At 42.1% G+C, this 23,554-nt stretch carries 26 protein-coding genes; 7 read left to right on the forward strand and 19 right to left on the reverse strand.

Annotated features, from left to right (window positions below; translation table 11 throughout):
- Window positions 1-9 precede the first annotated feature (9 nt).
- From flgJ to NH399_RS17945, 11 genes are all read right to left on the reverse strand, one after another.
- Window positions 10-1,131, reverse strand: coding sequence for a flagellar assembly peptidoglycan hydrolase FlgJ (gene flgJ / locus NH399_RS17895; RefSeq protein ID WP_253042531.1), 1,122 nt, complete (start codon window positions 1,129-1,131; stop codon window positions 10-12).
- 12 nt (window positions 1,132-1,143) lie between these two features.
- On the reverse strand, window positions 1,144-2,244 hold the full coding sequence (locus tag NH399_RS17900) for a flagellar basal body P-ring protein FlgI (protein ID WP_253042533.1): 1,101 nt from the start codon (window positions 2,242-2,244) through the stop codon (window positions 1,144-1,146).
- A 31-nt stretch (window positions 2,245-2,275) separates the two neighbouring features.
- Complete coding sequence (gene flgH, locus NH399_RS17905) at window positions 2,276-2,953, reverse strand: flagellar basal body L-ring protein FlgH (RefSeq protein ID WP_253042534.1); 678 nt, start codon at window positions 2,951-2,953, stop codon at window positions 2,276-2,278.
- Between the two features lie 11 nt (window positions 2,954-2,964).
- Window positions 2,965-3,753 (reverse strand): flagellar basal-body rod protein FlgG, encoded by a 789-nt coding sequence (flgG, locus tag NH399_RS17910; RefSeq protein WP_253042536.1) that lies wholly within the window; start codon window positions 3,751-3,753, stop codon window positions 2,965-2,967.
- Between the two features lie 95 nt (window positions 3,754-3,848).
- Window positions 3,849-4,589 (reverse strand): flagellar basal-body rod protein FlgF, encoded by a 741-nt coding sequence (flgF, locus tag NH399_RS17915; protein ID WP_253042538.1) that lies wholly within the window; start codon window positions 4,587-4,589, stop codon window positions 3,849-3,851.
- Between the two features lie 39 nt (window positions 4,590-4,628).
- Window positions 4,629-5,909, reverse strand: coding sequence for a flagellar hook protein FlgE (flgE, locus tag NH399_RS17920; RefSeq protein ID WP_256489673.1), 1,281 nt, complete (start codon window positions 5,907-5,909; stop codon window positions 4,629-4,631).
- Between the two features lie 66 nt (window positions 5,910-5,975).
- Entirely contained in the window at window positions 5,976-6,653 is a 678-nt protein-coding gene (locus NH399_RS17925; RefSeq protein ID WP_253042540.1) for a flagellar hook assembly protein FlgD, read from the reverse strand.
- 39 nt (window positions 6,654-6,692) lie between these two features.
- Window positions 6,693-7,109: a flagellar basal body rod protein FlgC gene (gene flgC / locus NH399_RS17930; RefSeq protein ID WP_253042542.1), complete on the reverse strand. Its 417-nt coding sequence runs from the start codon at window positions 7,107-7,109 to the stop codon at window positions 6,693-6,695.
- A gap of 18 nt (window positions 7,110-7,127) precedes the next feature.
- Window positions 7,128-7,529, reverse strand: coding sequence for a flagellar basal body rod protein FlgB (gene flgB, locus NH399_RS17935; RefSeq protein ID WP_253042544.1), 402 nt, complete (start codon window positions 7,527-7,529; stop codon window positions 7,128-7,130).
- Window positions 7,530-7,745: 216 nt separating this feature from the next.
- Window positions 7,746-8,573, reverse strand: a complete 828-nt coding sequence (locus tag NH399_RS17940) for a protein-glutamate O-methyltransferase CheR (protein ID WP_253042546.1) — start codon at window positions 8,571-8,573, stop codon at window positions 7,746-7,748.
- A gap of 32 nt (window positions 8,574-8,605) precedes the next feature.
- The gene (locus NH399_RS17945; RefSeq protein ID WP_253042548.1) at window positions 8,606-9,523 is read right to left on the reverse strand and encodes a chemotaxis protein CheV; all 918 of its coding nucleotides are present in this window, start codon (window positions 9,521-9,523) and stop codon (window positions 8,606-8,608) included.
- A 179-nt stretch (window positions 9,524-9,702) separates the two neighbouring features.
- Between NH399_RS17945 and flgA the strand changes: the two genes are divergently transcribed.
- The 3 genes from flgA to NH399_RS17960 are packed head-to-tail and all read left to right on the forward strand — an operon-like array spanning window position 9,703 to window position 11,232.
- On the forward strand, window positions 9,703-10,398 hold the full coding sequence (flgA, locus tag NH399_RS17950; RefSeq protein ID WP_253042550.1) for a flagellar basal body P-ring formation chaperone FlgA: 696 nt from the start codon (window positions 9,703-9,705) through the stop codon (window positions 10,396-10,398).
- Between the two features lie 42 nt (window positions 10,399-10,440).
- Window positions 10,441-10,749: a flagellar biosynthesis anti-sigma factor FlgM gene (gene flgM / locus NH399_RS17955; RefSeq protein WP_253042552.1), complete on the forward strand. Its 309-nt coding sequence runs from the start codon at window positions 10,441-10,443 to the stop codon at window positions 10,747-10,749.
- 6 nt (window positions 10,750-10,755) lie between these two features.
- Window positions 10,756-11,232 (forward strand): flagella synthesis protein FlgN, encoded by a 477-nt coding sequence (locus NH399_RS17960; RefSeq protein ID WP_253042554.1) that lies wholly within the window; start codon window positions 10,756-10,758, stop codon window positions 11,230-11,232.
- Between the two features lie 50 nt (window positions 11,233-11,282).
- Here the strand turns inward: NH399_RS17960 and NH399_RS17965 are convergent, their stop codons facing one another.
- The 7 genes from NH399_RS17965 to NH399_RS17990 all read right to left on the reverse strand — a co-directional run bounded on the left by NH399_RS17965 (window position 11,283) and on the right by NH399_RS17990 (window position 17,819).
- Complete coding sequence (locus NH399_RS17965) at window positions 11,283-11,957, reverse strand: hypothetical protein (RefSeq protein WP_253042556.1); 675 nt, start codon at window positions 11,955-11,957, stop codon at window positions 11,283-11,285.
- A gap of 476 nt (window positions 11,958-12,433) precedes the next feature.
- The gene (locus tag NH399_RS17970) at window positions 12,434-12,676 is read right to left on the reverse strand and encodes a hypothetical protein (protein ID WP_253042558.1); all 243 of its coding nucleotides are present in this window, start codon (window positions 12,674-12,676) and stop codon (window positions 12,434-12,436) included.
- 125 nt (window positions 12,677-12,801) lie between these two features.
- Complete coding sequence (locus NH399_RS17975) at window positions 12,802-13,110, reverse strand: hypothetical protein (RefSeq protein ID WP_253042560.1); 309 nt, start codon at window positions 13,108-13,110, stop codon at window positions 12,802-12,804.
- 32 nt (window positions 13,111-13,142) lie between these two features.
- The gene (locus NH399_RS25600; protein WP_256489675.1) at window positions 13,143-13,277 is read right to left on the reverse strand and encodes a hypothetical protein; all 135 of its coding nucleotides are present in this window, start codon (window positions 13,275-13,277) and stop codon (window positions 13,143-13,145) included.
- A 77-nt stretch (window positions 13,278-13,354) separates the two neighbouring features.
- The gene (locus NH399_RS17980; protein ID WP_253042562.1) at window positions 13,355-13,762 is read right to left on the reverse strand and encodes a hypothetical protein; all 408 of its coding nucleotides are present in this window, start codon (window positions 13,760-13,762) and stop codon (window positions 13,355-13,357) included.
- Window positions 13,763-13,876: 114 nt separating this feature from the next.
- Window positions 13,877-15,064 (reverse strand): LamG-like jellyroll fold domain-containing protein, encoded by a 1,188-nt coding sequence (locus tag NH399_RS17985; protein ID WP_371876093.1) that lies wholly within the window; start codon window positions 15,062-15,064, stop codon window positions 13,877-13,879.
- A 358-nt stretch (window positions 15,065-15,422) separates the two neighbouring features.
- Window positions 15,423-17,819 carry a fibronectin type III domain-containing protein gene (locus tag NH399_RS17990; RefSeq protein ID WP_253042566.1) on the reverse strand — a complete coding sequence of 799 codons (2,397 nt, stop codon included), beginning with the start codon at window positions 17,817-17,819 and terminating at the stop codon, window positions 15,423-15,425.
- Window positions 17,820-18,171: 352 nt separating this feature from the next.
- On the opposite strand from NH399_RS17990, the gene NH399_RS17995 reads away from it, so the two are divergent.
- The 3 genes from NH399_RS17995 (at window position 18,172) to NH399_RS18005 (ending at window position 22,379) form a co-directional block, all read left to right on the forward strand.
- On the forward strand, window positions 18,172-19,143 hold the full coding sequence (locus tag NH399_RS17995; RefSeq protein ID WP_253042568.1) for a hypothetical protein: 972 nt from the start codon (window positions 18,172-18,174) through the stop codon (window positions 19,141-19,143).
- 11 nt (window positions 19,144-19,154) lie between these two features.
- Window positions 19,155-19,703, forward strand: coding sequence for a DUF4303 domain-containing protein (locus NH399_RS18000; RefSeq protein WP_253042570.1), 549 nt, complete (start codon window positions 19,155-19,157; stop codon window positions 19,701-19,703).
- Between the two features lie 432 nt (window positions 19,704-20,135).
- Window positions 20,136-22,379 carry a Vps62-related protein gene (locus tag NH399_RS18005; RefSeq protein ID WP_253042571.1) on the forward strand — a complete coding sequence of 748 codons (2,244 nt, stop codon included), beginning with the start codon at window positions 20,136-20,138 and terminating at the stop codon, window positions 22,377-22,379.
- 104 nt (window positions 22,380-22,483) lie between these two features.
- On the opposite strand, the gene NH399_RS18010 is transcribed toward NH399_RS18005, so the two are convergent.
- Window positions 22,484-22,840, reverse strand: coding sequence for a helix-turn-helix domain-containing protein (locus tag NH399_RS18010; protein ID WP_253042572.1), 357 nt, complete (start codon window positions 22,838-22,840; stop codon window positions 22,484-22,486).
- 122 nt (window positions 22,841-22,962) lie between these two features.
- On the opposite strand from NH399_RS18010, the gene NH399_RS18015 reads away from it, so the two are divergent.
- Complete coding sequence (locus NH399_RS18015; protein ID WP_253042573.1) at window positions 22,963-23,553, forward strand: NAD(P)H-dependent oxidoreductase; 591 nt, start codon at window positions 22,963-22,965, stop codon at window positions 23,551-23,553.
- Window position 23,554: the final 1 nt, after the last annotated feature.

A 23,554-nucleotide genomic window follows, 5' to 3' on the forward strand; every position in this document is an offset into this window, starting at 1 on the left:
TAGCCGTGCCTACGGCTTCACAAAAGGTATTGAAGGCTGTTCTTGAGGTGCTTCTTGAAGGTCGAAGAGTTTCTCACGAGAGAAAATGGAGAATATCTTATTAGAGTAGTCGGGATCAGTGGCGTAACCCGCGTTCTGAATTTCATCAAGGTAGGATTTAGGGCTGTCCGTATTCTTCAAAGCTTCATGATAGCGGGAGTTATTCTGAATAAACTCAACGTAGTCATTGAAGCTTTGCTCAAAGTTAAAGTACGAACGGAAGTTCTGCATCTTCCGCTTAGGTATGCCTTGCTCAAACTCCAAGGTTGACACCGATACTTCATCGCCTTGCCAACGCGAGTCTGATTTAATGCCAAATAAATTAAACGAAGAGCGACCTTCTTGGTCTTGACTGATGAATTTTCCCCAGCCTGTCTCTAACGCAGCTTGAGCCACAAGAACACCCGGTGGAAGCCCTAACTTTTTAGCCGCTTCGATGGCAAAAGGTTTCATCTGGCTGATAAAATCAAACTTATCAGAGAAGCTTGGATTCTGTTGTTTTTCTATTGCAGTGGCCTGTCCCTGTGCAATAACATTTGTTGTTGGGTTTGCTGACTCTATTTCAGAAACAGCCCGCTCACCTTTGCGCACATCACTACTAGCAATGTCTCTTGGCTGGCTATTTATTTGGCTAAACTGAAATTGTTCGAGAATGTCTTTAATATCCTGCCCAGCGAGTTCCATAACACGATTAAAAGAAGCTTCCAAATCCGGCTTTTCTTTCTCACCAGGTGAGCGTTCGAGTTTTTCTTGTGTACTGGAGTCAGGAACAGATGCAGACTCATCTGGCAAACTACGTGCTAACTGCTCATATAAAATATCGCCGATTCCAAGGTTGCTGTTTTTCGATAGATGCAACGCCAATTGTTTGTCATACATCTCGTTATAAAAGGAAACATCCTTGCTGGTTAACGGACTGTCTGCGCCAATCACTTCGTTTGCTGAACGCATATTTTTTAACATCAAGTTTAAAAAATATGCTTCAAATTCTTTAACCGCCGACTTTAACGCCGCTCGTTGGTCATCTTTGGCTGTTCTTCTCAAGCCATTTAATGAATTAAGGTCGTGGTAGTTAGAAAATTGGTCAGTCACTTTGCAATCACTCTATATAACGACCAACTCGCCTTGGATCGCACCGGCTTGCTTGAGCGCTTCTAATATCGCCATCAAATCACCAGGAGCAGCCCCTACCGCGTTAACGGCTTGAACTAATTCATTCAAAGACACGCCAGGTTTAAAATGAAACATACGAGAGTCAGGCAACTCGACATCTACATCGGCTTGTTGTTGCACTGCTGTCTCGCCATCCGCCAGAGGGTTTGGCTGAATCACCTGATTGTTTTCGGTAATGGTTACCACCAGATTACCATGAGATATGGCCGCTTCTTGAACTCTGACATGTTTGCCAACCACAATGGTTCCTGTGCGCGAGTTAATAATAATTTTTGATTGAGTATCCGCGGGCTCTACATTGATATTTTCTAATACCGATAAAAAAGCCACACGCTGAGAAGGATCTCGTGGCGCACTCACTTTGACAGATGTTGCATCAAGGGGCTTTGCAATGTTAGGCCCAAACATCTTGTTAATGGCTTTGGATAAACGGCGAGCGGTTGTAAAATCTGATTGATTAAGATTGAACACCAGATGACTGCCCTCTGCGAAAGGATTCGGTACGCTACGCTCAACCATAGCACCATTGGGAATACGTCCCGCAGTAGGAATATTAATGGTGATTTTCGATCCGTCGCTACCTTGTGCTCCAAATCCACCAACCACTAAGTTGCCCTGAGCAATAGCATAAATTTGTCCATCAATGGCTTTTAGTGGCGTTAACAACAAGGAACCGCCATGCAAACTTTTTGCGTCGCCTAAACTGCTCACAGTGACATCAATTTTTTGTCCTGGCTTTGCAAATGCAGGTAACTCACCGTGCACCGCCACAGCTGCAATGTTTTTTAACTTAGGATTTAATCCTGGTGGCAAGGTAATGCCAAAACGCGACAACATGGTTTTAAAAGTTTGTGCAGTGTAGACCGTTTGCTCGCCTGTACCATTGAGCCCAACGACCAAACCATAACCAATCAAAGCATTGCTACGCACTCCCTGAATAGAAGCCAGATCCTTAATGCGTTCTGCATAAGAGAATTGACCGAAAAACAGAGATAAGAGAAATAACCATCGAAGGTTTCGCCACTTGCTCATAACATCACCTGATTAGTTGTAAAAACTAAAATTAAAATGGCCACCAGCCGCTATTAAAGAAACGTGTCAGCCAACCAACATCGTTGGTTTCTGCCAAAGGTCCAGTACCACTGTATTCAATACGCGCATTGGCCAGTCTGGTTGAGGCGACCGTATTGGACGAATCAATATCATTGGGTCGGATAATGCCCGATACTCGAATAAACTCATCTCCCTTATTCAAAGTGATCCATTTTTCACCTCGAACAAACAAATTACCGTTAGGCATAATCTCTTGCACGGTAACCGTAATGGTTCCGTTCAATTGATTACTCTGGCTACTATCGGCCTCACCTTTAAACTGGTTCTGGCTATCAAGCCCTAACTGAAACGACTTAGAACCGTGATCAAAAGTAACTTGAGTACCTGCAATCGTTGGATTGGCCATGGTTAGGTCGGTATCTTTTTTCAGCTCGGTATCAGCTTGCTTCGATGCATTGGTCGACTCGGTTAACGTAATAGTAATAATGTCTCCAACTTGCGATGCTTTTTTATCTTCGTACAGAAACATGGTGCCGTTAGTTTGATAGAGAGATCCATTATTAACTTTCTTTGGCGCTTCATAACTCTGGTATCTTGGCGCATACAAGGGGTCGTTAGGCTTTGGCGGAACAAATGTTTTGCAGCCAGACAAAATTAGTAATACAGGAACCCATCGCAACAAAAACATAGCTAACTCGCTTAAATAGTCTGGTTAACGAACTGCAAAATTTGGTCAACACTCGAAATCACTTTGGCATTCACTTCATAAGCGCGTTGCGCCTCGATCAAGCCAATCATTTCTTCTACTACCGAAACATTAGAAGACTCCAACTGGCCACCACGAATTTGCCCTAAGCCATTTAATCCAGGCTCTCCGACTACCGGAGCGCCACTGGCACCCGTCTCGGCAAATAAGTTTTGCCCAAGAGGCTGAAGACCCGCAGGATTAATAAAGTTAGCAAGCTGAAGGTTTCCTAATATGGTCGGTGCTGGTTGCCCTGCAATTCTGACAGAAACGGTGCCATCTAATCCAACATCAAACGTGATCGCATTGGCTGGAACGGTAATTACCGGTTGAACTGGATATCCAGTCCCAGAAGTCACCAGTTGACCAGTAGAATCCAACGAGAAGGCTCCATCTCGACTGTATCCAGTTGTTCCATCTGGCAGCAAAACCTGAAAAAAACCACGACCTTCGATAGCCATGTCTGTTTGGTTTTGTGTTAACTGAAACGAACCTTGACGAAACTCTTTAACTGTCGCAACGGTTTTAACCCCAGTCCCCAACATCAGACCCGATGGCAGTTCCGTGTTCTGCGTCGACTGGCTACCAGGTTGACGAATGGTTTGATAAAAAAGATCTTCAAAGACAGCACGGTCTTTTTTGAAACCGATAGTACTGGAGTTTGCCAGGTTATTAGAAATCACTTGCAGGTCGGTTTGTTGTGCGTCAAGACCAGTTTTACTGATCCACAATGCGGGATGCATACTCTACTCCTCAATAAACCGCGGCAAACTGTTTGGAATTTATTTGCCGCTCAGTGACAATGTTTCGTCACTTTTCAGGCGGTTTTGATAACTACTTAACTAAGTTGCAATAAGCGTTCCAATGACTTGTCATTTTCTTCGGCTGTTTGCATCAGCTTTACTTGCAACTCAAACTGCCGTGACAAAGAAATCATATCCGTGAGTTCTTCAATAGCATTAACGTTACTGGCTTCTAGTGATCCAGACACTACCGTTACGGCACCATTAGCCACTTCTAATGCTCCATCCTTGCGAACAAACAGTCCTTCTCTGTTTTTCATTAAATCCCCGTTATCGGGCAATACTAATTTAATACGATCAATCACAGCGACTTCGTTAGGAGCCGCTCCTTCGGGCACAATACTGATACTGCCATCATTGGCAATATCAATTTTATCAAAAGGTGGCAAAGCAATAGGCCCATCATTACCCAGTATCAAATGACCAGCACCATTCTCTAGCAAACCGTTGGCATTGATTTTTAAATCACCGCGACGAGTATAGGCTTCATTGCCGTCATCACCTTGTACAGCAATCCAGCCATGCCCGTTAATAGCAAAGTCAAAGTCGTTGCCTGTCGAAATATTGGTTCCAGGATCAAACCGATAACCGGGTCGTTCAGACAGTGCAAAAACGCGAGTGGGGTGTCCTTCTCCAAACGCTGGCATCGCGCGTAACTGATCCAGGTCGGCGCGAAATCCAGTGGTTTTAACATTGGCTAAGTTGTTAGCGGATGAAGCTTGGCTCTGCATGGTTTGTTTTGCACCAGACATTGCAACATAAAGAACTTTATCCATAATCCCCTCTCAAAGATTCCTATGACTCAATCCAAAAAACTATCGAATCTGAATCACTGTTTCGGTAATAGTGTTATTAGTTTCGATGGTTCGGGCATTGGCCTGGAAGTTACGTTGAGAGGTGATTAAGTTAACCAGCTCCCCCGTTAGATCAACGTTCGAAGATTCAATGGCTCCCGAACGTACCTGACCAAAACTTCCGGTTAACGCCTCCCCTGCTAATGGCTCACCAGAATCAATGGTGTCAGACCAGGAGTTATTACCTAACTGAGCTAACCCCTGAACGTTAGCAAATCTTGCCAAAGCTATTTTACCTATGGCATCGGACTGTCCATTGGTAAAGTTTGCTCGAATAACTCCGGTCTCACTGATCTCAATACCCGCTAATCGACCGATAGAAAAACCGTCTTGATCCAAACTGTTTACGGTAAATGCAGAAGCAAATTGAGTCGGCTCATTGTTCGCGTAGTCAATATTAACCGTTTGTGTTGGATCAGAGCCGTTGGTAAAACCTAAAGGAGCAGTGGATGGCGACGCAGGAACCGTATTAACAAAAGCACCCGAGTCGTTAAAGTTGATTCGATTGAAAAGCTGACCACCCGCACCTGCGGTACCGCCCGTAATGTCAACAGGATTGCCATCAACATAGTAGTAAGCAGCCCAACTATTACTCACTGCCGCATCTTTTACATAATAAATCGTCATGATATGGCTTTCGCCGAGAGAATCAAAAATGCTTGCGGATGTAGAACGAGTAAACGAAGTGGCAACCGTTGGATCAAAGTTATTAACATTCAATCCTGGCGCTGTGGCGGGTAAGTTAATACCTAAATCCAGTTCGGTTGTTGGGCTGGGGGCACCCGCTGTTTGTGGTAACTGCAAATCAATAGTGCCTGATAAACTGGTAGTGGTTACTGTACCGTCAGTATTAACAGGAAAAACCTGCAATCGTGCGCCGGAATTGTTAACCACAAAACCAGTGCTATCAACACCAAACTCACCCGCTCTGGAAAATATTTGATTAGCATTATCAACCGATGCATTCAAAACAAAAAAACCATCGCCCGAAATCGCCATGTCCAAAGTATTCGCGGTAAACTCTAAATTACCTTGGGAAAACTGCTGGGAAACATTGGCCAATAACACCCCACTACCGATGGCAGTTCTCGAACTGCCTAATGAAGAAGTCGCAAAAATATCACCAAACTCGGCACGGGAAAATTTAAACCCCGCAGTGTTCACATTCGCAATATTATTACTGGTAACGTTTAGATCCGATTGAGCGGCATTCATACCACTGAGTGCGGTGTTAAAAGACATTTCGATACTCCCAACTGACTATTGCATTACGATAAAACTGATTGTGACTGGCTAAAGCTATTAAGATCAGCCAATCTCTTGAACATCATCCAGATAAACCTGACCTAACCCGTTCAGGTTTAATAAAATACGTTGATCGGCACCACCAATATTGACGCTGCCTACTTGCGCGCGCATCGAGGTTCCCAACTGCTCAGTCTGGTTTCCAACCCGTCCAAACACGCTGATGTTATACACCCCTTCAGCAGCACGCTCACCATGCTCATTTAAGCCATCCCAATCGAAATCAAGATCGCCCGCACTGTAGCTGCCTAGTTCAAAGCGTTTAACCACCAGACCTTGTGCGTCTTTTACTTCAACCCACATATCTTGAGCTGATTGCGTTAAACTGACACGTCCACTAATCCCCCCCTCTTCACTTAAATATCCTTGAGAGGTTGGGATAATGACTTCTCTACCAACGAGTGAAGATGCTTGCAGTGCATGATTAGAGGTCATCGATGAAGCAAAAGATTCGAAACTTTTGTTTAACTCCTGCATGCTACTCAAGCTAGAAAATTCTGCCATTTGCGCAATAAACTGTTGATTATCGACCGGCTGAAACGGATCTTGGTTGGCTAACTGTGTGGTTAACAGAGCAAGAAAGTCAGCCTGACCCAGCTGGTCTTTATTACCTGTCTGCAGTTCGCTTTCGCGATTTAATCCTAAATCGTTGTATGGGTTGGTGTTGTTGACCGAGTTCATAACCGTCTCCGGGCTTCAATCAAAATAAAAAATTACAGCCTACTGGCCTAAACTTAACGTGCGTTGTAATAGCGTTTTGGTGGTATTCGCTATTTGCACATTCACCTGATAATTACGTGAAGAAGAAATCATATTTGCCATTTCTTCAACGACATTCACATTAGGTAGATACACATTACCTTCGGCATCGGCCATCGGATTTTCGGGCTCATATTTCACTCTGGGTGTAGCCTGACTTTCGACCACGCCCAATACCTCTACCCCAGCCCCTTCTAACTGACGACCACGTGAGGCGTCAAACACCGCAGAAAACACCGGATGTCGAGCGCGATAGGTCTCGTTAATGCTGCTTGATACACTTTCGGCATTGGCGATGTTACTGGCGGTTGTATTAAGGCGCGTACTTTGCGCACTCATCGCCGAACCAGAAATTTCAAAGATATTAAATAAACTCATGACATAAACTCCAAACCACTACTCACCGCGTATGGCTTTGGTTAAGCCCTTAAAACGCGAACCTAAAAATGTCAGGGTCGCTTGATACTGCAATGCGTTTTCTGCAAAGCGTGCTTGTTCTTTTTGACTATCCACCGAATTGCCATTACCCGTGTCGGGTTGCTCTGGTGTTCGGTACTGTAATGCGCCAGGTCCAAAACTTGATGCACCTGAGTCAAAATGTTTCTCGTGGGTGCGCAGCAAGCCGCCTTTGTTGCCATTAAGGGCATTATCCATGGCTTTGCGAAAATCGATGTCTTGAGCTCTGAACCCTGGCGTTTCGGCATTGGCCAAATTGTTTGCTAGCACTTCCGCGCGTTTAGCTCGCACTGTCAATGCTGACTCATGAACACCTAATGCTTTTTCAAAGTTGATAGCCATGTCTGCTCCTAATCATTACCGTTTATTAATTAGCAAAACTTGTACCATAAAAAGTTTTTCTTACTAATCATAAAGTTACGTTAGTGAGGAATGCTCAATGGGCGAAACGACGGCAAAGGGATACCGCCAAGCGGCAACCACTATTAAAGAATAAAGAGAATGATTGAATGAATAGAAATATAAAGAAGGATGACAATCTCGAAGCCAGTAACGGACTTACTTAAGCCGATAAACCAGCCCCGGATTGCAACGGACCATTTCGAATAGATCACCTGTTAATGGCATAGACTCAGAAGCACCTAAAAACAAATACCCTCTCGGTTTAAGACATTTTGCCATGTTTTCAATGACCTGAGTTTTTAGTTCTGCCGAAAAATAGATCAAAACATTGCGACAAAAAATCACGTCAAACTTACCGATGCTATAAGGCATCTGCAACAGATTTAAGCAGGAGAAACGTACACGGGACCGCAAATGAGATTTCACTTGATAGCCATCATCAGTCATACGGTCAAAATGCAACTTCTGTCGATCAACCGAGAGACCTCGAGAAATTTCCAACTGCTGGTACTTACCCATTTTAGCCTGATCCAATACTCGAGAAGAAATGTCTGTTGCCACCATATCGACCTGCGCAGGTAGCTGGTTGGTTGGATTTTTCTTTTCTTCTTCTATTGCCATGCTGATTGAATAAGGCTCTTGCCCAGTAGAACAAGCCGCACACCAAATTTTGGCACCGCCAAAACCAGATTGTGCCTTCACTTCGGGTAAGATAGTTTTGACCAGGTATTCAAAAGGAAAACTGTCACGAAACCAAAGCGTTTCGTTGGTTGTCATTTTGTCGATGATGGTTTGTAGCAATTGGTTGCTGCCCGGTCGCTTAAGTTGGGTTAACAAACCATCCAATGAGTCAATTGAGTTTTCTTTTAAGTAGTTACTTAACCGGCTCGCCACCAGGTATTGTTTATTATCACCTAGCAATATACCCGTTTTGTTTTCTAAAAACTGACGAAAGCCAGCGTACTCTTCCGGTGATATCAGCATCGAGAAAAATACTCCAATCTCTTGGGTTTAAGTTAATCCAACATCTTCTGTACGGCACCTGCCAACTCATCAGGATTAAACTTAGGAATAAAGTCATTCGCTCCAACTTTATCAACCATGGCACGGTTAAATACGCCGCTGAGTGAAGTATGCAGCAACACCCAGAGTCCTTTTAGACTTTCTTCTGAGCGAATTTCTGCGGTCAGGGTATAACCATCCATCTCAGGCATCTCAATGTCAGAAATCAGCATTAGAATTTCTTCGGATATGTCTTTTCCATCGGCCACCAGGCCTTTTAAGTATTCAAGGGCTTCACGTCCATCTTTTACCGCTTTCACCTTCATACCCAGCTGTTCGACGGTTCGTTTGATTTGATTACGAGCAACGGCAGAATCATCAGCCACCAGAACAATTTTATCTTCCGGTTCTCGACCTTTAGTGGCCTCAATAACCTGAGCGCTCACCACCTCATTCGACGGTGTGATTTCTGAAAGAATTTTTTCAACGTCAATAATCTCAACCAATTGATTTTCGATTTCTGTGACTGCTGTTAAATAGTGATTACGTCCACTGCCCTGGGGAGGTGGATGGATATCACCCCAGTTCATGTTAACGATACGCTCCACCGAGCTGACTAAAAATCCTTGCACCGCTCGATTATATTCAGCGATGATGACAAAGCAGTTAGTAATGTTATCGAGTGGAGGAGCCCCAGTCGCCGCACTTAGATCCATCACGGATATGGTTGCTCCACGTATATGAGCAACGCCACGAATAACGGTATTACGCTGAGGTATCTCGGTTAGCTCAGGACACTGCAACACTTCTCTTACTTTAAAAACGTTGATGCCATAAACCTGCTTACCCCTGAGCTTAAATAGCAAAAGTTCCAGACGGTTTTGCCCCACCATCTGGGTGCGCTGGTTAACACTGTCAAGTATTCCAGACATGAGTCTCTCCACTTTCTGCCTGTGTAATGCAGGCATGTTATTTGCTTTAGATAAAATGAGGTCACTATTAATCATCCATTTGTGTGCTGCGACCGCCAAGTCTGTTGGCCAGCACTGACAGGGCTTTTTACTCACTTGCCCTTATCTGTGACACTACATGTAAAGATTAGGCCAAATATATGAATATAGGTAATATTTTTAAGCTAATTTGCGTATCAGTAATTGCTACTAAAAGTTTTGCGGCAAATTTGCAGTCCGATACCCGAAAAGCTATCCAGAACACGGCAAACAATTTCCTGTTAAGTCAGTTTGATCACACTCAATCGGATGTCAAAGTCACACTAGGCAAGCTAGATCCTCGCTTGCGTCTGCCTACCTGTGAGCAGCCACTAGAAGCTTTTATGCCTAAGGGGAGTCAGCTCAGTGGCAATTCAACCGTTGGTATTCGCTGCAATGGTGTCAAAAGCTGGCACATTTACCTACAGGCAAGAATCGATGTTTTTCAGCCTGTTGTCATTTTTAAGCGTTCTCTCAATAAAGGCGATACGATTTCGTCACAAGATCTGGCTTTTGAGAAACGAAACATTAAACAATTCCGAAAAGTGCCGATAACTAATATGAAGCAGTTAGTAGGTGCTCAGCTGAAGCGACGAGTTATTGCAGGAGAAATCGCCGAACAGAAAGTGGCATGTGCTATTTGCAAGGGCAGCCATTTGACCATTGAGGCTCAATCTCCCAGCATGACCGTCGCCATGAAAGGGGTCGCACTCGAAGACGGCTATCTAGGCAAAATCATAGCCGTTCGTAATCTAAGCTCCAAAAAAGAGCTTACTGGTACAGTAGTTGCAGGAAAAAAGGTGATCGTCAAAATTTAGTGTCATGATATCCAACGAAAACATAACATCAGGTACGCGGATATGCCTATTGATTTTAATACGATTGGTGCAGGTAAGGTAGGAACCTCAGCCACTCGACGCAAAAAGAGCAGCAGCGGAGCAAGCGATACAGCAGCCAGCGATGCCAGCTCAGATGAATCGCTTGCCCTCACCGGCAAAGCCGCTCAAATACAATCATTGATTAGCCAGATGATGGAAGCACCGGCTGTTGATATGAGTATTGTCGACCCTATTAAAGAAAAAATTGAAAACGACCGCTATCAAATAGAACCTCGAGAAGTTGCTAATAAGATGCTCGACTTTGAGTCTTCGTATAGCCGTCTAAGGTAAACTGCTATGAATGACAATGTAAAAACTTTTTTAAAAACCGCCATTCGACACGAGCTAAACCTGGCTCAAACGCTTTATGATCTCCTTGCTCAAGAACAAAAGTATCTTGAGAAGCGCCATGTTGAAGGTTTGAATCAATGCAATGAAGAAAAAGTCAAAATATTGTCAGAGATCGATCAATCCAGCCAGCGCCGACTCAAAGTGTTAGGGTTGCGTAGTATCACTCCTAATCATATTCAACTATTTGAATCTCAACTCACTGACCATGAACTACAAAGAGAATGGGATAGTCTCAAAGATTGCTTTTCTCAATGTAAGGTTCAGAACGAAATCAATGGCAAAATCATTGAGCTGTCACAAAACAGCGTAACTCGAGCTATGAATCTATTGCGTCAATCTCGCAGCCAAAATAATGCCACCACTTACTCAGCCAAAGGTTACGTCAGTAAGTCTGGAAATCACCTGAATAGTACCAAAGCCTGACGTTTAGCGGCTCCCTGAGAAGCCGCTAATCAGACGAAAATCCTAGCTTCCTAATAGTCGACAGAAACATACAGCGTTTCTTCCTCCGAGCAACTCCGCAACAACTCATAGATATTCATCAATAACTCCTTAAAGTAGTCCAGCTGGTAATGCGAAGTATCATAATCGGTGATCCAGCCAAACCAGAAACTGATGACTTTCTCTGGCTCCTCGACTTCATAACGAGCCAATACCGCTTGCTGCCAAAGCTCTGCGATAGGCTCTAACTGCTCGGTACTCAGGTTCAATATTTCTTGTTGCAAATCATCAGAAAAAGAAAAAATTAATTCAGGGCAAATCCTTACATAACTGTGATTATTCAAGCCATCATGTAACTTGAGAATATTTGGCAGCTCTACCAATGCGTTGGCACTTAACCCGTAAGTAGAATGGATTAATGGAGATCTAGACTTTACCTCTTCATATGTTTGGTTATGAAACTGATGCTCTTTTTCCGCTGTAATAATCACATTTCGACAATGTGTTTCTTCATACTCTTCATTTGAGCACGCAGAGATTAAGGAACCACAAGAGACATCAAAAAAGTTCGCGTTAATAAGATCATGAAGAGTAATATCAGCTGAGGTTTTTCGTATAAAGTAACGCTCATCTGCAATGTCGAATCTTTCTTTAACATCAACAAGCTCGTTAAAAGCTTTTGTCTGCGGCCAATAGTAATAATTCATTAACACCTCGAAGATACAAAATTTAGTGGTTGACTTACTTTAAAAACGCTTTATCATAGTGACTGAATTATCTAGTAAAACTCTTCTCCCTCCTTTATTTTCCTCACAAAAAAAAAGTCGCAGATAATAGTATTTTAATAGCCAGCCCTCAAGAGCTTTCTTCATTTAATAATGTATTTTTTTAACTCGTCAAAAACTGATTGCTTTAAGTAAAGGTGTGAGTAACACTATCCAACCGATAGGAAATCAAATGTCGTTACAAACCTGTGTTAATTTCAACAAGAAAAAGCAAGATACAATACGGACATAAAAGCGTTATAAAAACTAGCACAGCACTAGCTTCCAGATAGTTAGAGAAAAATCAGAGAGTTATTCCTTACCGCTCTTAAACCATTCCAACTTGGATGTTTGAAAATTTAACTAAAATAGAGAATATCAGTGAGAGCTGATTTATGTGCTTAAGTTGCCGTAATTAGCTAGGTGCAAATAGTGATTTGATTTTCGGAAAACCCTATTTCTTTAGCGACTCCAACCGCATAGTCCTGGCTAGGAAAAGAGTTTATTTTGTGGTTATCATCCGTTAAAACATATCGAGCCAGCTTTGGGTTATCATGAGCATAGGTTACTAACATAAACTCTCCCCCGCTCAATGCCCTTACCTCACAATTATCAAGGTATCCAACAGCAAGCAAGTTTTGCGCCATTTTTAGGGTATGCATAGGGAGAAACCAAAGCTAATAGTTCATCCAAGATACGCCTAATAGAGGCCGAAGTAAATATCATTCAGTGGGTAGAGAGTTGCAGCCTCTTCGCATAATACGTACATCAAAGGCCACAATTCAACTTAATCGAGCAACGAACTGATACCCTGATCAATCCCAGCATCACCAACAGCAGACGTGATATCCTCTACATCTTTTTGCTTGCCATACAACGCGAGATAAAGAAAATAGGAACTAATGAGCAAAGAAGTTACCCCTCCAACAATCCAGGCTACCGATATACCTTCTGACACTCCATTAAAACCACAATAGAGAGTTAAGCCATAAAACAAAGCAGCCAACAACAACACAAAATATCGACTGAATGTCCAACGTAATACTTTAACTTTCTTAGTCCTCTTATTCCGTGATCGATTCTTACGCTTTCCCATAACTTTCTCCTTACTTACAAGTTGCGACAATCCTATTGCCTCAATACAACTAATGCTTTTGCCGCATCAACCAATCCCAGGAACGATTGATAAACTTCCTTCTCAATATCTTCGTTAAAATCAATAGAAGGCTTGTGTTTAATGCTTTTACAGCTGGTTAAAAACACAGCCAATAATCCAACGACAATACTTCTTAAAATAATATTTATATGACTTTCCAAATTTTAAACAAATAGCAGAGCCACTAGCTCTCTAACAATATCATTTCGTGGGCCTGTTTAACCAACTTAGATTGCTTAAGCATTTTTATCCCAAAGAATGTAAAGACAATCCCAACTAATACAGGAATTGTTGCAATACCAACCAGTGTAAACAGCCACCCAAAAGCTTTTAATACTTTTGCTTCACTATGGCTAACAATATTTTTTGTTTTGTTCTTAAATGATAAGGCTTTAAACAGTCCATTCTCAGTGATACCCGCGATAACGCAAGTGTCTCCATCTTCTAGAATAATACTATCTTTAGAACGAAACTCTATCGAGCGTCCATCCAGTTCAAAGACGGCGATTTGAGCTGTTGATGTACCATTCTCACTGCCAGAAACGTCCGTCGAAAATCGAATTTTAGAAACCTGTCCTTCCAGTTTTTCCACTCTTTTTATCCTTATCATCAAAGAGCAATCACTTCATTACGATAGCTCTGAAACTTCGATAAGTGCTCAAATATCAATCAAAAAGCCCGCTTATCTACCGAATCAGTAATACTTTCATAATCGGCAACTACGAGCAACCCCTTTCACAAAATCACCGAGCAAAGCTTCTGCTGATCGCACATAGTTAAATATTTTTACCTCTCCAATAACACCAGGAAACAAAGCAGAGGCTGATGAAGAGCGACTGCCTATGCGTAGTTGCTGTTCGGTTGTTAACGAACCAGCTCGAGTGGTCGGGTCGAATACTTTAACCAGTGTGCCATCTACATAAAACTTTAAACCCTGTTTATCATCGCGGTCGACTGTGATGGCGACATGGTGCCATTGATTATCAGCAACAAAACTTTTTGAATAAAAATTAGTACATGAAGATAGTTCAGGTTCTGGTAGACAGCGCCATTGGCCTTTACCATCAGCCAACTGCATTCCCAAGACGCCATCCTTTATATGAACATTAAAGCCTCTGACATTGCCCTCAATTCTTTCGTTTCGCTTGTCGACAATAACGGCAGTACCCTTTGCATCTGTCTTAATCCATGCGCTAATGGAAAAATCATGAACACCGATCTCAGCGATGGGATGATTATCGACTTCAATATAATCATCAACACCATCAAGACAGAATGCTCGGTGTTTATCCCTTGGTGCCAAGGTTACATTCTGATTAACAACATAATCCTGCTTAATTTTAAATGAAGGATCTTGATCTTCATGAGTATCATATTGATATTCATTAAAAGCTAAGCCACCAATGGCAGATATTAAGGCACCACCTAATACAAAAAAGCCTACTTTTTTGCCACTAGGCTGCTCGGTATTTAACAGGTCTTCTTTAATATCCCCCTCTTTAATATCATCCTCTTTATTTTCGAAAGCATCCCGAGCACTCTTCGGCAAAGGTTCAATCACATCACTTTCACTCATTAACTCGACTTGCGCTTCTAAAACATAGCCTCTCTTAGGTATCGTTTTAATACAACTTTCACCCGAGGAGTCTACATCCAAAATTTTTCTTAACAACGCAATGTTTCGATTAAGAGAACTATTACTGACGATTCTATCTTGCCAAACTTTTTCAATTATCTCCTCTCGTAATACCAATTCCCCTTTCTTTTCTATTAGTATTAAAAGTACTGCCATGACTCTTGGCTCTAAAGAGTGATTGATTCCTTCACGACTTATCCTGTTTAGTCGAAAATTGATTAACCACTTATTCATTAAATATGTTTGTTTATTATTCATACTTTGTAGGTAGTATAAGTTTATGCGACGCGAGTATATATACGGAGGTTGGCTACTTTCAACAACAGGCTAAAAATAATCCGTAGCGCCATTCAAATGATAAAACTAAACGCAACGTGATAATGACAATATAAAACGCTAAAAGGTTACATCCAAGATAATTTTAAAAGAGAGGCTTCTTCTAGGTACTTTTAACAAATTTGACGGAAAAAATATCAAAATGAGAACAACAATTTCCTTTGAAAGCCCAAACGGTAATTTTGAGCCAAAAGCATATATTCTCTAAGTCCATTTAGATCAAATAATCATCAAAAAGGGCTGACTTTTGTCAGCCCGTATAACTTTTAATTATGGCAACTTATTGGAATAATGGTGTGTATGAAGGACAACGTCCCATCATTTCGACCGCCAGCTCAATCCATGCTTTGCTGCCTCCAATACGCTTGGTACACGCCTGAATATCACTTCGCAAACACTTCTTCCCGTTGCTGGTGACAACATTAAAGCTATCTTGGTGAGCTCCACTTCCTGGGCTGTGCTTTTTCAAAACTTCACCAAAGCCTAACCCTACTCCAAGGTTGTATCCTCGCAAGTTATCTTCCACACATGCATTTTCAGGCAAGCAAACCAGCTCGTCCAAATCAACACATTTTTTGTTCCACACGCCACCCGTCACTTCTCTCTTGCCGAAGTTTTCGTAAACCGTTTCTTCTTTCCATTTAGGAACCAGTTCGGTCAACTTATCGTTCAACAAGATATTATTAGGTAGTGGACTGGGGTTCGTTGGATCGTTGGGTCCACGAGTATAATAATCATAAGGATGCTTACAACTGTCCCACAGAGTATGGTCGAAGCAAGCTTTTTTCGCCGACTCTAACTCTTTGGCCGCCTGTGTACATCCCTGTGTGTCAATACGATCAGAATCCGCATTATAAAGTTCAGCAGTTTGACAACGTTTCTCACGCTCAATATCCATACTCATCCAGCGCCCCATGTTTTGATAGTGGGGGAACCAATCCGCATAAATAGCATCTCTAGGATGGCCTGCGAATTCGAATGGAATTGGATAAGGTCGAGTTTTCAGATCAAGTGCTTGCAAGTTATCATCATTTAGCAGAGACACCCACTCCCGATATTTCTCTGGGAAGTTGCTTATGTTAATAGTCGGTGCGAACCCTTCTGGCCCACCCCATGCGTAAGCTTTAACAGAAAGTTTCGAAGCTGTTAAAACATTAATCTGAGCTTGAGTTAGATCTCTGGCATGGCCAGCACTTAACACCGAGTTCAAAATTAAATCGATTTGACTGCTATAATATTCTCTTTCAGATTTTGCAAACGTTTTTGCATCATATGAAAATACCAGATAAATATGTGCTCCTAACTCTACTTCTGATACATATTCATCACCACAAAGACCACGGAATTCATGTTTCGCAGTTTCGTCGTTAGGCTTCAATACCTTCGAAACGTATTCAGGTTTGATGACTTCGTTACCACCAATAGAGGTTGACCAGTTTTCGAGATAGTTCTTCCATCGCATAACAAAGTATTCTTTTTGGTCGTCAGCAACGGATTCTAAAAATCGCTGCTTATCTTCTACAAAGCCAGCCAAAAAGCTATCCTTGATAAAAGTAAGTCCAGTTGACTCTCTCACTGCAAACAATTGGTATAAAAGTTTAGTCGACGTAATATGCTTATATTCGTAATCGTCACTGAGTCTTGTAGGTTGTTTAATGACTTCGAAACCATTTTGCTCTGTATCGATACAGACATCATGGAAAGCATCGCCAATCACGTTGTAGCCCTGTCCAAGATTGTAGGTTCTATCATCGCCCGTCACTCTTAACGTACCATTTGAGCCAACAATAGGGTATGAGCCTTTGCGAGAGGCAAACGAAGGTGTGCTTTGTGCGTAATTGTCCACTTGCTGTTCATAATCTTTTAAAAAAGCATACTTATTGTGGAGATCGACTTTGGCAAGTTTATTAATGATTCCATAATGCCCACTCTGATAGGGGCTACAACCATCACTGTTGCACGCACGGACTCTGAAACGGTAGGAGCCATTACTGAGATCCAACTCTATCTCTGTTGACGCCCCCTGATATATTGATGTCCAGGACTGACCATGATTCATTTGCTCAAGCTGATAGGAGATTCCAGCCGCTAACACAGGTGACCAACTGACCTTTAGCTTTTCTTTACCACTGTAATCAGAATAAAGAATCGCCGATGGAGCAGTTGGAACCGCAGTGACTTGAATGGTTCCACTATATCGGTAACCACTACATCCATTATCATTACACGCTTTTACACGATACAGATAAGAACCTGAGCTTTGACCTGTTACCTGATAATTAAAACGATACCCAGAGAAAACAGGACTCCATAAGGCACCGTTTTTACGTTCCAGTCGATATTGGTTAGCACCAGCCGACGCTCCCCAGGTGACCTGATAGTTACCCGTAGAACTCGTTGATGGAACGCTAATATTCGACGGTGTGGTTGGTGGATTGTCCCCTCCACATCGTGTTGTTGACAGTCTTTCTGTAGCAGATGACGCTTGATCGGCTGTCTCTGCCATTTGCGGTAAGCAAATATCATCGATAATGCCACGAGATAATGAAGTTGCCTTGTCAGACGAAGCTAATTCGGTGGCCAATGCTACTTGCGAGCAAGATGCTGCTAATAGTATAGAACCCAACCCTTTAGCTAAGGCTGCTGGTGTGCCTTTGGATGGACTAAAGTTAAACATAATGTTCCCCATAATTTTCTTAAATTTACCTATTATTAATAAAAGCTGCTCTTCCCATGTCAGCGATTGTCATCCTGCTTAAAAATGTTGAACAATGAAATAGAGTAAAACTTAGGTCTTCATTAAGTTATTAGTAAGCGTCTTAGCAGAAGCTTAGTTAGATATTAAGTTTTGCTTAAGGAAGTAGCTTAAGGCCCCGTGGTTAAAGGCGTCGGACAAAATGAACCTTGCTACTCAAATTAACAATTCAAGCAACTTTTTTTAGGCAATAAAGTTTAAATAACAGCCAACATATTGAAATGAGTTCAACTGTCTATTGTTAACGGTGTAAGATAAGGTTCAAAAAAAGGAAATGATGATGAAACTCTTCCACCATAAACGAAAAATTCTTGGGTTAATACTTACTGTCACTAGCCTCTCGGCATTCGCCGAACAATTGCCAGCTTTGTTTATTAACCAACAAGTTTATCTGGAACCTCAACTCACCAACGGTACAAAAGTTCGTTTTTTCACCGATACGGGAGGTGGTTGGAACGTCATTAGCAAGGAGCTGTTAGAAAAGTACAACTGGCCTATTCACAAGAAAAAGTCGGGCGACGGTTTCACCGAGCTAACGCCCATGCCGAGCTTTAAAAAAGGTCATTCGATTCCTGCGGGTGATCAGCATAATTTTATGGAAGGCAAACTCTTTATTGCAACACAAGCCAAGATTGCTCGAGGTGCTAATTACCAGGGCTTTTTAGGTGGACGCTGGCACGCCGGAAAAATCTTAAAATACGACTATCCCAAACAAACTTTGTCGCAAATATCTAAAAACGAAGTAGCTCAAATCAAAGCCATTCACACACAGCCTTTAGGGTTTCAAAAAAATGATCAAGGAGCCTACACCACGGCCTTCCCAAGCATTGACTTAATCATTGATGGGCAAACTCACCCTATGCTGTTTGATACAGGTGCAACCGTTCATTTATCTAAAGAAGCTCAGCATCAACTAAAAGTGCAAGGGGAACGAGCTGGTACTTCTTATATGGCTGCATCGGTTTTTGATCAATGGGCAAAAAAACACCCAGATTGGCTTGTGATTGATAAAGCCGATATCTTGCTGGACGAGCCGATGATACAAGTTCCTAAAGTGACATTAGGAAACATTACATTGGGCCCCGTTTGGTTTACTCGTCGGCAAGATAAAAACTTCCATGAATACATGTCGAAATTTATGGATCGAAAAATTGACGGTGCTATCGGAGGCTCTTTGTTGCAGTACTTGTCTTTTGTCATTGATTACCCCAAAGAACAACTGCATATTCTTGAAGTAAGGCAATAGAAACAAACATTATGAGTTACGATATAAAAGAAATCACCGCTTTAATAAAAGAAGCCGCTCGTTCGGCATTTACTCAAATCAAAGAACAACATCCGTCGGAGCATTTTTTTGCTTATGCTCTGACAACTCTGGATGATGTATGCTACGTCAGCGCCAGCGTTAACTCCGAACAAAATGTTCAGGCACTCATGCAAGAACAGAATTTACCCAAGGAAAACTCTGAAACGGTTTATTATCGGTGGAGTCCCTGCGAATGGGGTAAGTTTGAATATATTAAACCAGAATGCTTCGGACCCGTTGACGATATTTTACAACAAGCCTACGACGGACTAGACGATGAAAACGATGAGTTCGATAGCTATCGCAGCGACATACTCGACGCCATGATGGCCGCTCTGGAAGAACTCGACAAAGAAGGTTTTTGGGGGTCAGGCAAAGCGCGAGAAGAAGTTACAGTGTTTACTACAATCTATGACTCTTTTGATGCCGAAGCCATTGAACAAACTTCTATTAAGCGCCTCAACCCAAAACTCAGCTATCAAAAATTTAATCAAGCCTGATAATTTTCATTGGCGACAAACGCTATCGAAAAACAACGATTTCAGGCTGGTTAATAGCCTAAAATAAAAGCCAGACACGCAAGTCTATTTGTTCAAAGCAGGCAGAACGGATTCGTCGTAAGGCTTAATGTAAAAATTCACCTTTTTGATCTTCTATTGATTTTTCCGCAACTTCAAAAACCACCATGTTACCAAGCAAGCATCTCTAATTTAGCAGTAACCCATTGAAAAAGAAGGGGTATTTCTTCGGGGAACAAACCTGACTGAAGTCCTTTTAAATTTTGTGGTTTACAAACATCCTAAGAGTATAAAACTTAAACTAAACAGGTCACTCATTACAACTATTTGCATTTTATTATTTAAACTGTAATATACCGCACCTCAAAATCTACCCACTTTATTCAATCATCGCCACATAACGGGAGTTATTAGATGTTCAAAAACGGCTTAGTGGCTGCGTTGGTTTCTTTAACCACAGTCCTACCTAACGACTCAGAAGCGTCGACACCATCCGACATATTGGATCAGGCCCCAAAAGGCCAGTGCTGGTATCAAGGTGATACCCTACTCCATTCAAATAAAGCCAAACTCGAATTTGGCACATCAGGTTTTCTGGAGTACTCATTAAACAACAATGGTCGCTGGAATCCAGTGTGGCGATCAGGACGAGCTGGCACCAAAGTCTGTTTCTGGCACTCAGGTAAAATGTCGCTGTATAACGCTGACGATAAATTACGCTGGGCAGCAAACTCAGGTAGTGACAAAAGCAAATCACTACAAACCTTATCAAATTGTCGACTGGTATTAACTGGTGAAAACGAAAGAGTTTTGTACGACAAAGGATGTGCAGACGAATTTAATGGCAGCAAACCAGAAACCAATTGGTTTCGTCAATATGCCAACGGTGGTCAGTGTTGGACTCAAGGCGATACTTTATTAGAAACCCAACAAGGTCGTATGGAGTTAACAAATCACGGCTACCTGGAGTACTGGATTAAAAACAAAAACATCTGGGATCGTGTCTGGCGTTCGAATAAAAAAGGGGCCAAAGCCTGTTTATGGAGCGTCGGAAAGTTATCACTTTATGACGCTGATGATAAGCTGCGCTGGCAAGCTAACTCAGGAGAAGACAAGCATAAGTTTCTCCAAATCACACCTCAATGTGAGCTTAATTTTGGTGGTGTTGGTAGTCGTTCTAAAGCTCTGTATAACGGCGGTTGTGCAGACAATTACAATGGCTCAGTTGCTTCGATTCTAAACAATAAAATTTATACCAACCATGGTCAATGCTGGGACAGAAGCAAAACTATTTTAAAAACCAAGCTGGCCCGATTAGAGTTTTTTAGCGGTGATCACTTAATTTACTATGTTAAAAACAATGATGAATGGGATGAAGTCTGGCGTTCCAGTAAAAAAGGTGAGCGCTTGTGTTTACGCAGCCATGGCAAATTTAACATGTATGACGACAAAGGGAACGTCAGCTGGGTAGGTAATGAAGCCAGCAACAACAGCTCTTTCTTAGAAATTGATAAAAACTGTCGCCTGGGCTTCAATGGCAATAATCAAAACAACTTCTATAACGATGGCTGTAGAGATAAATTTGTCTCTGTAGACATACGTAAAGATCGCACTGAGCTGGCAAAAGAACTGGCTCCGGTCTTCTATTTCCACCCACACGAAAAATACTTCCCAGTCACTATAACAAACTTTATCAAGCACTCGAGAGTGCGTGACGAAAAAGACGAAACCATTAACCGCAAAGCCAATAACGTTGCAGAGTTTGTTGAACACATAGAAGATCTCGAAGTTCCTTATCTCGAAGAAAATGCTGAGTGGGCGCAAAATGGCAACACATTAAGTGACGCCAAAGTGTATGTTAAATACATTGATAGCAATGCAGGTTACCTGGACATTCACTATGCAGTGCTGTTTCCATTTAATGGCTGTCAAACCTTTCGCATAAAAACACGCAACTTCGATAAAACACGCACTCGTCGTTTCCCATGGTGTAATATGGCTCGTCACTATGGTGACTGGGAACATGCTACCGTTCGAGTATCTAAAAGCGATGGTGAAGTAGTGGGCGTTTATACTGCAGGCCATGGCCATGCCAGGTTTACCTACTATGATGATATGGAATGGGTCGATGGTACACATCCAAAAGTGTATTTCGCCCTGAATACGCATGCAACCTATACAAAGTCTAGCATGTTTTATACAGGCACTATTATAGGCGGCAACTGGTCATTCTTATCTGACCTGGCTCTGAACATACTGTCGTTTAAAACCATTGATGTTACCGCCTACTACGGAAGTGATGGAGATGCTCTAATTTCCGATAGAAATGCACCGGATAGAACAGAGCATCATGTATGGCATTCAAAAAATCGCTTGTTAGTGCTGCCAAAGGACGATCCTATCTTTAAATTTAATGGCCGCTGGGGTCAACGCCTCAATAACACAGGAATCAAGCAGCCTCCACTCAACATTCCTTATACCGATGATGATATTTTGCGCAAGCTGGTTAAAGACAATTTACCCTCTAAGTTTAAATACGGAAACGGTCCTAAAAGCCCTTTCGAAAAAGACTGGTGGATTGAAGGTCATGCCCCTTGCAAAAAAGTGAATGTTGGAAACAAAAATATTCATGTTTGTGAGAACGAACCTAAGCAATGATGCGACAAGTTGATAGTTGCTTTTGTTAGCAACACAACCATAAAAAAGGCTAATCCTGCTCTATGGGTTAGCCTTTTCTCACACTGATCCAGCAACCATTTAAACTATAAGTGGTTCTCTTCTGTCCAATCTTTTAACTCTTCAAGAATACCTAACGCTGTCTTTCCAAAATCAGTAATTTGATAGGTAACGGCAATTGGCCTTGTGCTGATCACTTCACGCTTCACCAATCCATTGGCTTCCATCTCTTTAAGCCGTTGATCCACCATCTTCTTACTAGCACCACCTAGTTGACGTACTAGATCATTAAATCTCACAGGCTCATCTTTAAGGTGCCACAGGATGGAACCTTTCCATTTTCCACCGATGATGCGCATGCCTCTTTCAATCGAACATGGCTCAAGGCACGCATTTTCAACGATTTTTTTGCCATTGGGGGCTACTTTAACTTTAGCGTCCATAAAAACACACCCTAGGTTACTAAAAGTATACTAGTTGACATTGGTTACCTATGATACCACCATAAGCCCACAATGTTGAGTAACGGTCATATTGATACCGAATCTACCCAGGAGAACCTAGAGTGAATGTTTATATTATCAATGCCCATCATCACTATCCTTTTTCTGAAGGCAAATTGAATAGAACTTTTGTCGACAAAGCTATAAGCCTGTTTGAAGGCAAAGGCCATAGAGTCAAAGTCTTAAATGTTGATGATGGATATGATGTTCAACAGGAACTGAGCAATCACCAGTGGGCGGATTTTATATTGTTACAGTCTCCTGTTAACTGGATGGGAATGCCCTGGCCATTTAAGAAATACATGGATGAAGTATATACCGCGGGTATGTCTGGCGAGTTGTGCAATGGCGATGGTCGCAGCCGAGAAGACGCCAGCAAACATTATGGCGCTGGCGGCACACTCACAAACAAAAGCTATATGTTGTCGTTAACATTTAATGCCCCTAAAGAAGCCTTCGATGATCCCGAACAGTTTTTGTTTCAGGGCAAAGGAGTTGAAGATTTAATGTTTCCTATGCACATGAACTTTCGCTTCTTTGGCATGACAGCACACCCCACTTTTATGAGTAATGATGTCATGAAGAACCCCGATATAGAAAATGACCTCAACCAATTTATCCAACATATTAATCAACACATTTTAGGTGAATAAC

Source organism: Pleionea sp. CnH1-48 (assembly GCF_024124665.1).
GTDB lineage: Bacteria > Pseudomonadota > Gammaproteobacteria > Enterobacterales > Kangiellaceae > JAMXSB01.